The 12,589-nt window shown below is 39.5% G+C and carries 6 protein-coding genes; 5 read left to right on the forward strand and 1 reads right to left on the reverse strand.

Features of this window, described 5'->3' with window-relative positions; genetic code table 11:
* Positions 1–384: 384 nt before the first annotated feature.
* The gene (locus LV92_RS15255) at positions 385–4,950 is read right to left on the reverse strand and encodes a hypothetical protein (protein WP_111624465.1); all 4,566 of its coding nucleotides are present in this window, start codon (positions 4,948–4,950) and stop codon (positions 385–387) included.
* 721 nt (positions 4,951–5,671) lie between these two features.
* Between LV92_RS15255 and LV92_RS15260 the strand changes: the two genes are divergently transcribed.
* The 5 genes from LV92_RS15260 to LV92_RS15280 all read left to right on the forward strand — a co-directional run bounded on the left by LV92_RS15260 (position 5,672) and on the right by LV92_RS15280 (position 12,569).
* Entirely contained in the window at positions 5,672–6,043 is a 372-nt protein-coding gene (locus LV92_RS15260; RefSeq protein WP_069859089.1) for a hypothetical protein, read from the forward strand.
* Between the two features lie 118 nt (positions 6,044–6,161).
* Positions 6,162–10,577: a CusA/CzcA family heavy metal efflux RND transporter gene (locus LV92_RS15265; protein WP_111624466.1), complete on the forward strand. Its 4,416-nt coding sequence runs from the start codon at positions 6,162–6,164 to the stop codon at positions 10,575–10,577.
* Positions 10,578–10,592: 15 nt separating this feature from the next.
* Positions 10,593–11,789, forward strand: coding sequence for an efflux RND transporter periplasmic adaptor subunit (locus tag LV92_RS15270; RefSeq protein WP_111624467.1), 1,197 nt, complete (start codon positions 10,593–10,595; stop codon positions 11,787–11,789).
* 24 nt (positions 11,790–11,813) lie between these two features.
* Complete coding sequence (locus LV92_RS15275; RefSeq protein WP_111624468.1) at positions 11,814–12,149, forward strand: P-II family nitrogen regulator; 336 nt, start codon at positions 11,814–11,816, stop codon at positions 12,147–12,149.
* 3 nt (positions 12,150–12,152) lie between these two features.
* Positions 12,153–12,569, forward strand: a complete 417-nt coding sequence (locus LV92_RS15280; RefSeq protein WP_103440910.1) for a Fur family transcriptional regulator — start codon at positions 12,153–12,155, stop codon at positions 12,567–12,569.
* Positions 12,570–12,589: the final 20 nt, after the last annotated feature.

Below are 12,589 nucleotides of genomic sequence, written 5' to 3' on the forward strand. Positions count from 1 at the left end.
TACCTTGGGTCGCATAAAAAGTGTTCCATTCACATTGAAGAAGAATCTTTTGAGAAGAAATTTTTTCAGGAAATTGAAGTAGCATCTTTCGCTTTTACCAAAGCTCAAGTTACATAACGCAAAACATTATAGAACATATTATAACCTTACACTTTTTAGGACAAATCTAATGTCAAAGAAAGTGTATTGGCCAATACACCAGGGCACCAACCTGCTCAAAAATAAAAAGCCTACCAGACCTTCCATTTTTATTCGATCCAAGCAAAGTTTCCCCTCGGGTGGGTAGAGACATGCTCCACGCAAGACAGTATAGTACAGATTGACATATAAGTTTAATAGGTTCAAATCCCAACCTACAAGATATTTTTCCAAAAGACTTAATTGCTATCCAGCCTGTTCAATTCGATACCATAGTTTCCATCCATCCATATCCATCGAATCAATGGGGTCTCCTGAAGGTGAATAATTTTTAAACCATGACACTGGATTTCCGTCATATTCTTGCTTATAATTAAGAAGATGATCATCCGGATCAAAGGTGTCCAACTCTACGCCGCCGATCTGGATCCTTAATTTGTCCTCAACCCAATTTTCAAATATGGCGGCATTGAGAATAATTTCATTCGACCCTTTGATATCACTTAAATGGTAGTGCCCCTTTAAAGGAAATATGTTTTTTGTTAATATGCCGCCGTTGTTCGGCGTATATACTTTGGCAAAAAAACGAAACTCACCTTTGCCTTTAAAGAAAGGTTCCCTATCATCTGTGATTTGAATTTTCTCTATTACGACCCTCACTTTTTTACCCTTCTTAAATTCTGTGGGGTCCTTCCATTCTAATGGATCCATATCCGGGTTCTCCTCATTTGCCAAAGCTACCATATCTTTGGCACGTTTTCTTGCAAATTCAACTTGTCTGGCAACTATAGGATACCATCTATCGTCCGCTTTTTTCACACTAAGCCGCTTGTGAAACAATTCAAGTATGCGAAGATCGGCATCTAGAATTTCTAACGCTTTTTCCACTTGAATATTTAGCTGAAACCCACCTAAGGTACGTGCTTCATCTGCACGCATTTGCAAAATATCAACTTTAAAACGTTGTCCTTTTTTTATACCGGCCGGTAATTTTACTTTTATCAAGCCCGATATATTATCACCCCAGAATGGAGCAATTGGCAAATATGTAGTCCCTGTGGGGAAAAGTCTTAAGGTATGTGAATCAACTATTTTTACCGTAGAGGGTGCGTGTCTTAGGCTTCTGAAATTGAATATTTCCTCGACATTCACCCCTGGTAGGTAGAGTTCAACTTCTGAGGTTTTGGGAAGGTTATTCCAAAAAATTGCCAACTCATCCAGTCCTGTTGTGGGTTTCCATTTGTCAATACTAAAGGTCCACCTTTCCATTGCTTCATGCTTGGCATGCAACTTATCCTTAAAGCGCTTTAGCAATCCAGGAGATTGCGCCAACCAACTTTCCTCAAGATGTAATACTTCCGATTTCAAGTCGCCATTATGGTGGTTCCCATCCACTATGGGTCGAGCTCGATTGATTTTTATTGGTGATAAACTATTGTTCAATAGTATATTGCCCTTATCGTGATTTTCATGATTATCAGTGTCAGCCACGGACAGACCGTGCCCGTCAACACTATGGGAATGATGCAAATGAATTGGATCTATTATTGGAGGAAGATCTTTTTGTGGTCTTTTTATACTCCTTGTTAAATCAATATTAAAAGCATGTTGTACAGTCCTGGTTATTTCCGAACCGGGGTTTGCTGTTTGAACGATCAGCAAGTTTCGCTGGGATAGATTATCTGAATTGCCAGGTGTAGATCCATTTATAGTGGGATCTGAAGGATGTAGCAATTCAACTACCATACACTGGTGATGATCTTCCAATAAATCCCGAATGCTCTGCAAAGCGCCAATAAAGGGTCCATCACCCGTGTACGTCTGCGGAAAGCGTGGCGTTGTCTGATTTATATCCAGATAAGCACCAAAATAACTTAGCGCTTCCGTTCCTCCGGTAGGGGCGAAATCAAATAAGTTGAAAGGATCGATCTGTGTGCCCATATCCACAGTGGTTGCCACCCGAGGTTCCGCAAAAAACGGAATGGATGCCAACTCGTTAGACGTGGTTTTCCCGAGCAAACCAATGGTTGATGCATCTGAGCGATATGCCAGTGTATTGTTAAACTCTACATTTGCCACTCCCCAACGAAAGAACCTGAATGTTACCCGAAGATCATCAAGAGGAACCGCACTCTGTAAATGCACTTGTGCCAAAGCAAAATTATAAATATTAACGCCACCTATGCTAGTAGAATACTCCAATTTGGCATCTCCTTGATCAGCCTCCAAACCATCGAAGGTTTCCCCTCCTGCAGTGCCGTTCCCTGTTCTAAAATTAGAAATTACTTGTTGAATAAATGTATTTGGATCTGTCCATCCGGCTGGAACCCCAAAACGAGCCTGCCCTTCTGGAATTTGAAATACCCTTGTATCGGTGCTTAACCAATGCTTAGGACCATCCAACATATATGGATTTGGATTAAACTGTAATCTGATTTGAATACTATCATCAACTACTTGATTTCCACAACGGTCTGTTGCAGTAACCACTACCTTTACCATAGTGAAATCGCCTGCTGCAATTAAGCCGGCAAACGCATCCTGCCCGGTAAATGTAACCTGGCAAGGACAAGTGACCCGTTGCTGAAATGTAGGATGTAATCCCGGGTCTTCCGGTTGTAAGGAGGTAACCAGCACCTCCACGCCCGGTATCACTGCATCCGTTATAGCATCCCGCAACTCAATGGTAGGACGATGTGCCAAATCTGTGTAAAGACCAGCTGAATATAATGGAGGAGCAATTAAGCCGTACAGGGCAGGCTCTACATCTGCGGGCCATGTAATTAAATACGGTCTAGTAGTTTGATCTTGTAAGACAACATAAAATGCATCGTCGAAAACGGTGGTTCCTACAGCGGCCACCTGCTCAATACTAAAAGTACTTAGATCCAAATAAGTTGTGATATCAGGTGCCGATTTTTCCTGAATTAACGAGATCTCTACTTCCGATTTATGATCAAAACCGTCCAATCGTTCATAGGTGGATCCGGCGGGTAAATCCGGGCTAAAAGGTTCAAGTAAAATTAAGCTGGTATTGTTGCTTATACTAGTAATCATCCTTACCTGTCCGTTACTACGAATTAAATCACCCTGTCTTAAATCGGAAGAGAATGCTGACCCAACACCGGTTACATTTAAACCGGCACTTGAAATTGTTCCAGTTACAGTGGGCACAGTACCATCTGGCTTCGAAGTACAAGTTAGATAACCGCTAATTCGGATAGTGTGATTTTTAAAACCAACTGGAGTAGGTACAAAAAGTAAATTATCTGATTTAAAAGGCCCATCAAAATCTGTATCCTCGGTTCCGGCCGTTCCGTCAAAATCAAAATCTTCAAAAAAATCGATGTTCGCCAAACGTTGATTCCCCGATGGAACACCCACTGGAATTATTGTTAGATTTCGTGTTAATGCTATTACGGCAGTACTACCTAGTGCTCCGCGAAAAACCTCACATTTTAATTCCAATTCTAAAGTGCGACCAAAAGGGTCTGGTTCTACATTCAATTCAATTCTTATTGCCCCTTGACCGTTTGTAATATCAATAGCGGCAACACCCAAGCTTGGTTCAACAGTATCAAGTGATGCATTAAGATCTCTTAAAATGGTCAATGTATTTGGCTGTGGAAAATCTGAATTGTCTGATTGCACCAATTTAAAAGTCTCAAATCTAGGCTCTCTTTTACGCCAAACACTATCATTAAAACCGTGCCATGCAAAAAAACGAGGCGAATGATTATTATCAACTGGTGGCGCTAGATCAGCATTAAGTACATGCCCTGTTCCATGATAACCGGTATCCGAAACTCCCGGTACATTTATAGTAGGAAACTGATTAAAGTCTGTGGCAAAACGTTGACCCATTTCACCGATATTACTAAACTCATCCACATCACTTTCCCAATAAGTCGTATGAATATCGTTAAAGATAACATCCGGTGGATTATCGCTCCAATCTTCAATATGTGGATAACCTGAGTAATCAGATTGCACTCCGGCAGGAGGTGGGTCATTGGGATCGGTATCGTGGGCACATGTATTTATGTCTTGTATTACATCCTGACCTGTGCTTTTTAACCAGCGATCAAATAACTCCAAATGATCCCTATGAAAAGTGAAGAATTCCGCACCCACTTGGGTACGGCTTATTTCCTTTTTTCCTTGGTGCTGACCTACACTCGTATTGAAGAAAGGTGTTGCAGTTGTCCAGCCTCCACCTATTGGTCCATTAGGATGCCAAACATGATGCACCTGATGAAAAATATCGGTGAAATCTTTTTCAGAAAGTATCGTACCATTTCTATCAAAAACCTTGTGAACATGTATTACCGGTTGCCCCAAAACTCGTTTTCTTAAATCGCTTGCCCATTTTACAAATGCCCAATATCGGTAACTATAGGGCGCCTTTACTTCATCAGCCATCTCTTCTGTAATTAGGCTACGATAATTGGTGTTGTAATATAGTCGAATACTCGTTCCCAATGCATCTGTATTTCCAGGTAAGGGGCCGGCTCCAGGAACTGTAGCCGATTGCTCGCCTTCCATACTGCTTTGTCCATCCCATGGTCTCACCGGAGGAAGGAAATATTTACTTCGCCATGATTCGTATAAGCTTAGCATATAATCTAGGTGATGCTCAAGAAAGGCATCACCAGTTACCGCGGTAGCACCTGATGAAGGAATATTATCTCGTGTCCAATGGATATGGTTTTTTGCTCCTATAGGGGCTACTGCTCCCAATTCCCCGGCTCCCAAATCACCGTAAATTAATTCTGAAACGAAATCGATATAATTGTTTCCTGTTGCAGCCATAGCATTCGATTTAACTGTTAATATTTTCGTATTATAAATAAAGGAATCTAAAACAAGGTTTTAGAACTGGAGGAAGGAAATCATGCCAAAAGTTCAATCGCTGTTGGCAAGTCGTGAGGTCTTTAAAAAAAGAATATATAGGAAGGTACTTCAAAAATGAATATCCCAAGAACAGATTGTATATCTAGTAGAGAATATTGTATATTTTGTAGGAATTTTATGTCAGTTATAATTTTTTCTATCATGTTACCTTGCAAACAAAGCATTTTGGTCTATCCTGAAATGAGCGAGACTAAAGAATCAAAATACCGTAATATGTAAGAATTAAGTTCTATTCCTAAGGTGCAATTCGGTTGGAAAAGTTATACGGCGAAAAAAACTATCTATATTCTAAAAGAAAGGATTGGATTATTTACCATCCCGCTCACATTACGCTTGTAAATGAAACTTTTTAGAAGAAAAACATATACAAAGTGTGGTACAAAGTGCCAACCTCTCAAATATTAAAAGGTCTGCAAGCCCTTTTAATATCATACCGTACCAAAGCGAAATTACATATCGCGGAATATTATAATACAAACAGCTCTAATTATAGAATTACCCTTTCTGCGACAGCCACTGTCGTTTTATGAAACCAATTGGATTTAAAAATTTTGCAACCCAGTTGCACTAAAATTCAATTACCTTTGCAATTCAAATGAATATATTTGTTTCCATATCAATGTCATTTATTTTTCTTCTTCAAGGAGTAGCTATGGATATGGACTTATGTGAACAAATTGAAAAAATTTCGCATTTCGTTGAACATTATCAAGATCACAGGGAGTACGATGGAGATTCATTTTTTGAGTATGTGGTCGAGGATTATTTTAATTCAGAAGGCGATAATGGATTCCACCATACGGGTTCGGAAGAGGACAAAATTCCATCACATACCCATAATCAGTGCTGCCATCCCATAGTATTTGTTGCTCCCGCTAATTCAGTTGAAATTAAGTCTATAAGATTTGAAAACAGCTTTGAGTATGGCAAATATTCATTCCTCTTCAATTCCAGATTCCTGGAATCACTTTACCAACCCCCACGGGCATAATTCAGTTTTCATAGGACAACTAGGATAACTCTGTCCTATTATGAAGCTTTCGTTTCGATAAGTATCGGATTCAATTGCGCATACCATCATTTTTTTAACTGAATTAACGCTGTAATCCATGATTAACAAAATCATTTCATTTTCCATTAATAATAAATTTATTATTGGGCTATTTATAGTGGCACTTGTAGGCACGGGCATTTACTCTATGGCCACTATAAACCTTGGCTCTGTACCAGATATTACCAACAACCAAGTACAAGTTATAACAACTGCACCTAATCTGGGGACAGAGGATATTGAGCAATTTGTAACCTATCCGGTGGAATTGGCAATGGCCAATTTACCCGATGTTATTGAGTTGCGCTCCGTTTCCCGTTTTGGGCTTTCCGTAGTTACCATTGTTTTCGATGATGAAGCAGGAACATATTTGCCCCGACAGTTGGTGCAAGAGAAACTCGCAGAAGTGAGCGAAGAAATCCCCGCAGGATTTGGGAAGCCCTTTATGGCACCAATTACTACGGGATTGGGCGAAATTTACCAATACACGCTAAAAGTAAAGGAAGGCTACGAGGATAAATTTGATGCAATGGAGCTACGTACCATTCAGGATTGGATTGTAAAGCGTCAAATGGCATTAGTGCCCGGTGTTGTGGAGGTCAATGCTTTTGGAGGATTTGTAAAGCAATATGAAGTAGCCATTAACCCCGATAAATTGAAAAGTTTTGGCATTACAATGAATCAGGTTTTTGAAGCCCTGAAAGTTAATAATGCCAATACGGGCGGTGCTTATATCGAAAAAAACCATCAAGCCAATTTTATTCGAGGCGAAGGCTTGGCACGTAGCATCGCCGATTTAGAAAATATTGTTGTTACCTCACAGAACGGTAGTCCTGTTTTAGTTCGTGACGTTGCAGAAAAAGTAGGATATGGAAGTCAGGTGCGTTATGGTGCTTTTACCCAAGATGGACACGAATCCGTTGGTGGACAAATTTTGATGCTAAAAGGGCAAAGCCCGAGCAACGTGGTCAAAAATGTTGAGAAACGTATAATCGAAATTCAAAAATCCCTTCCGGAGGGCGTTTACATTGATACTTTTTTAAGCCGAAGCGATCTCATTGACAGAACAACTAGTACCGTCGAAAAAAATCTTATAGAAGGGTCGTTGATCGTAATATTCGTTCTGGTGCTACTTTTGGGAAGTTTCCGTGGCGGATTGATAACAGCCTCGGTTATTCCACTATCCCTATTGTTCGCATTTATCTTAATGAAACAATTTGGCGTTTGGGCCAACCTGATGTCATTGGGAGCTATTGATTTTGGAATTATTGTAGATGGAGCAGTAATTATTGTGGAAGGAATGGTATTCCATATTCATCAACGGATGAAAAAAACTACAACCGTTATCGAGCAATCTGAAATGGATGAAATAGCCTATGAATCGGCAAGTACGATGATGAATTCCGCATTTTTTGGACAATTGATCATTCTAATAGTATTTACACCTATTCTATTCTTAACTGGAATTGAAGGAAAAATGTTCCGTCCGATGGCATTCACCTTTGGATTTGCCGTTTTGGGAGCGATAATTCTTTGTCTTACCTACGTACCAATGATTTCTGCATTATTTTTAAAACCCACCAAAAATCAAAATAGTTGGTTCGCCAAATTTGAAAACAAGATTGACAGGTTCAGTGATAAAATAATGTCCGGTTTAAACAAAGCGTATGTACCGTTGCTCAATTTTGCACTGCGCTTTAAGGCAGGTGTTGTAATTGGAGCCGTCGGGCTATTATTGATTGCAGGATTTATTTTCAGCAATATGGGTGGCGAATTTATTCCAAAATTTGATGAAGGCGATATTGCGATGCAGGCCCTTATAAAACCTGGTAGTAGCCTTACGGAATCCATTGAAGCTTCAAAAAAACTTCAAAATATCGTAAAACAATTCCCTGAAGTAAAAACAATGGTCTCACGTATTGGTGTTGCTGAAATCCCAACTGATCCGATGCCTATGGACATTGCCGACAGCTATATTATTCTGGAGAAAGATAAAAGCAAATGGACTTCGGCAGATAGTAAGGAAGAACTCATAGAAAAAATTCAAGAGAAAATTTCTGTGATTCCCGGTGTCAATTTTGTTTTTACACAACCCGTAGAACTTCGTTTTAATGAGTTGCTTACAGGTGTTCGGGAAGATGTCGCCATAAAATTATATGGCGAGGATCTGGGCGTATTGGCTAATAAAATTAAAGAAATAGCAGCCGTCATTAGAACCGTTCCCGGAGCGGCCGACCTGAATGTGGAAGCCACCAGCGGTCTGCCTCAAATGACCGTGGTTTACAACCGTGCAAAGATGGCACAATACGGTGTTACCGTTGATAAGTTGAACGATTATGTGAGCGCTGCTTTTGCGGGTGAAAAAGCCAGTGTCATTTTCGAAGGCGAAAAACGATTTGATGTGGTCATCCGTTTGGCCAAGGAATTTAGAAAAGACATCAATAGCCTAAAAAATCTTTATATCGATTTACCAAGTGGTGCACAAGTACCTTTAAAAGAAGTAGCTGATATCAGTTACAAACCTGGCCCGATGCAAATATCAAGGGACAATACCTACCGTCGTATTTCCATTGGCGTCAATGTCCGTGGGCGTGATGTAAAAACGATGGTGGAGGAAATTCAGCAGAAATTGGAAGCCGAAGTTAAATTACCAGCGGGTTATTATATCACATACGGCGGTTCTTTTGAGAATTTGCAACGAGCCACAGACCGATTAATGATTGTTGTACCAATTGCATTGTTCTTAATTTTCATATTGCTCTATTTCGCACTCAACTCATTTTCTCAGTCCTTAATGATTTATATGGCCGTACCCTTGGCTGCCATTGGTGGAGTTTTCGCCCTGTTGGTCCGTGGTATGCCTTTTAGTATATCTGCAGGTGTTGGGTTTATTGTACTCTTTGGAGTTGCTGTATTGAATGGACTGGTACTCATAAATAAATTCAATGAACTAAAAGAAGGTGGAATGACAGATTTAAAAAAACGTATATACGAAGCTACGCACGAACGTTTACGTCCAATTTTGCTTACTGCAACTGCGGCTATTATGGGCTTTATCCCTATGGCGGTTTCTACCTCTGGTGGTGCTGAAGTTCAACGGCCTCTTGCAACAGTGGTAATTGGTGGACTGCTTACGGCAACATTTTTAACCTTGGTAGTCATACCTGTTTTATACTATTGGCTCGAAACCCGAAAAGAAAAAAAGGGTAATAAAGGTGATGAAAGCTATGTCAATAAAAGCACCACGGTAATTATTGTTCTATTAGTATTGGGTACTGTATTCACTTCCGGAAATAGCTTTGCACAGGAAACAAAACAGGCCACTTCAGTTCTGAAGCCCATTACTTTGGAAGAAGCTATTGCAATGGCAAAGCAAAATTATCCATCCCTTAAAGAAAGTCAAGCCTTTATTGAACGCGAACAAGCAATGAAAGGTACAAGTTTCGACATGGGTAGCACGCAGGTTTTTACAGGAAAAGAAGAATATGGCAATAATCTTCCTGGAATACAGACTACTATTGGTGTACAGCAGGGCAATATCGATTTGCTTTCTGGCTTTTCAAAATCGAAGTTTTACAAACAGCGTGTGGCACTGGGCGAAAAATTCTATGCGGTAAACGAGCAACAATTGATAAGAAATGTAATGCAAGCGTATGACCAAATAAATTATAATAAAGCGCAACTTCTTTTTGCCGAACAATTGGATAGTGTTTATGCCAATTTTAAGACCGCAGCACAATTGCGTTACGATACGGGCGAATCCGGAAAGTTGGAATTTATTTCTGCTTCCTCGGAATACCAGCAGATTCAAGTATTGCGACAACAGGCCTATGATGATATTGAAATTGCCAAACGGGCCCTAAAGCAGTATTTGGGAACGGAAGCACCTATTGAAACGTTTTCGGTTTTATATGAGCCAATGAATTTGAGCAATATAATGGATTCAACGACCGTGGCAAATAACCCCATATTGCAATATTCGCTTCAAAATGTAGAAGTAAGCAAAGCCAATGTGGGTGTTGAAAAATCGGGGTTCCTGCCAAAATTCAGTCTTTCCTATGGACGGCAAGTGGTAGATGATGTTTCAGGCTTCAATACCTATCAGGCAGGAATTAGTATTCCGTTATGGTTTTATCCTCAGAAATCAAGGGTAAAGGCAGCCAAGGCAGATGCGATGGTCGCAGAAAATCAATATTTGGAACAAAAAGCTATAACTGAAAGCCGTGTTTCCCAATTGCTCAAATCCCTTGAAAAAACACAAAAGATATTGCAATATTATGAGGATGGTGCATTGTTATTGGCAGAAGAACAGATAGCCACGGCACAATTGGCATCCAAGGAAGGCGAGATAGAATATGTGAACTATATCACTATCCTAAATAGTGCCATCAGGATAAAACAAACACATTTACAATATATCAATCAATTTAACCAACAGGCCATCGAGGTACAATACCAGTTGGGCAATCTATAACATTAAAGAAAAAAAATGAAATATATATCTATAATCAGTATAGCACTAGTAACCTTTTTGATGATAGGTTGCAATAACAAAGTAGATTCAGGTTCGGGACATAATGAGGAAAATACAGAGCACAGCGAAGAAAAGCATGAAGAGGGTGTGGTAGAACTTACAAAGGAGCAGGCTGAAACTATTGGTCTTGAAATGAATACCCTGGAAAGAAAGAGTTTAGGCAATACCATTAAAGTTACTGGTCAATTGGAACTATTTCCGCAAGACAGGGCAAACATAAGTCCTTTTGTGGGTGGAAACGTGCGATCCATAAAGGTCATTGAAGGTGATAAGGTAAACAAGGGTCAAGTATTGGCATATTTGGAACATCCCGATATTATAACGATGCAACAGGAATATCAAGAAAAAAATGATGAACTTGTATTTTTAAAACAGGATTTTGAACGTAAGCAAACTTTGTACGATAAGGGAGTTTCGTCTGGCAAGGAATTTCAAATGGCACAATCCAAGTTCCGTTCCACCAGTTCTTCTGTAAACGGACTTCGTTCTAAATTGAGATTGTTAGGCATAAACACCGACCAAGTACTTAAAGGGCAGATTTACTCCGCAGTTCCCATAACAACCCCTATAAGCGGATACGTGGATGAAGTAATGATAAGTCTTGGCGATTATGTAGCACCCCAGACCAAAATGTTCACAGTAAGCGATAATTCTGAAATTCACGTGGATTTTAAAGTGTACGAAAAGGACATCCGAAAAGTTAAGGTAGGTCAGGAAATATATTTTACGGTTGCAGCCAAACCAGACGAGCTTTTAAAGGCAAAAATTCACGCCATCGGTAAAACTTTTGAAACTGACCCTAAAGCATTGCACGTCCACGCAGACGTTCATAATGAAGATAAAGAATTGCTTCCCGGAATGTATGTGGAAGGAAGAATAGTCCAAGACCAAAAAATGGCGTTTGCAGTACCCGAAGATGCCATCATAAAAGAGGGCGAACAGTCCTTTATATTCATATTGGATGCAGATGACGAAAAAGGAGATAACAAAATGAAATTTAAAATGATTCCAGTGAACGTTGGAATTATAGATTTAGGATATGTTGAAATCAATCTTCCTACAGAAATTGTACAAGATGTAAAAGTGGTTACCAAAGGTGCGTATACATTATCATCAGAAATGATAAAGGGCGAATTGGGACACGATGATTAATTCATAATTAAATAATTGGAAAAGATGAAAGAAATAAAAGCATTTATAAAACCAAACAGGATTCAAAAAGTAATAGATGCCCTTACTGATAATGGCTTTAAAAGTATGACCCTTTCACAAGCAGAAGGTACAGGCGCATTCAAGTCAAAAGGTTCAAGACCATCCTTGGATTTTCACCTTACAGACAGCCCAGTGATTAAATTGGAACTGGTCTGCCAAACTGAAGTATCCCTAAACACTATTGAAATAATTACGAAGAATAGTAAAACTGACGAACCAGGAGACGGAATTATTTATGTTTCCAATGTTGAAGATGCCTTTCAGATTAAAACGGGCGAATCATTAAAACGTATAAATTAAATAATGACCGAAATAGAAAAAAAATTGGAAAACAATGGAATACGACCAACAGCGATGCGTATTCTCATATATAAATTTATGGCTCAAAAAGAAGTAGCCATAGCACTTACAGATATTGAGGATGCCTTTGTTAAAGCTGAAAGAACGACATTATACAGGACACTAAAAACCTTTGAGGACAAGGGGATTGTTCATCATATTGATGATGGTACAGGTATCTCAAAATATGCCTTATGCGAACAAGGGTGTAATTGCGAGCTGGATCAAGACCTACATTTACATTTTCATTGTAGTAATTGCGATAAAACAGTTTGCTTAACAGATCATAAAATTCCTCATATCAACTTACCCGACGGTTACATCGCCGAGGATGCAAACCTGGTAATAACGGGAATTTGTGAGAAGTGTAGCGGCCATTAAATGCACTTCCGTTGCATTCT

The organism is Arenibacter echinorum, assembly GCF_003259375.1.
Taxonomy (GTDB): domain Bacteria; phylum Bacteroidota; class Bacteroidia; order Flavobacteriales; family Flavobacteriaceae; genus Arenibacter; species Arenibacter echinorum.

What these genes read in the sequence shown, in the direction of transcription:
- LV92_RS15255 (WP_111624465.1), bottom strand. Translation starts at nt 4,950, where the DNA reads ATGGCTGCAACAGGAAACAATTATATCGATTTCGTTTCAGAATTAATT.
- LV92_RS15260 (WP_069859089.1), top strand. Translation starts at nt 5,672, where the DNA reads ATGTCATTTATTTTTCTTCTTCAAGGAGTAGCTATGGATATGGACTTA.
- LV92_RS15265 (WP_111624466.1), top strand. Translation starts at nt 6,162, where the DNA reads ATGATTAACAAAATCATTTCATTTTCCATTAATAATAAATTTATTATT.
- LV92_RS15270 (WP_111624467.1), top strand. Translation starts at nt 10,593, where the DNA reads ATGAAATATATATCTATAATCAGTATAGCACTAGTAACCTTTTTGATG.
- LV92_RS15275 (WP_111624468.1), top strand. Translation starts at nt 11,814, where the DNA reads ATGAAAGAAATAAAAGCATTTATAAAACCAAACAGGATTCAAAAAGTA.
- LV92_RS15280 (WP_103440910.1), top strand. Translation starts at nt 12,153, where the DNA reads ATGACCGAAATAGAAAAAAAATTGGAAAACAATGGAATACGACCAACA.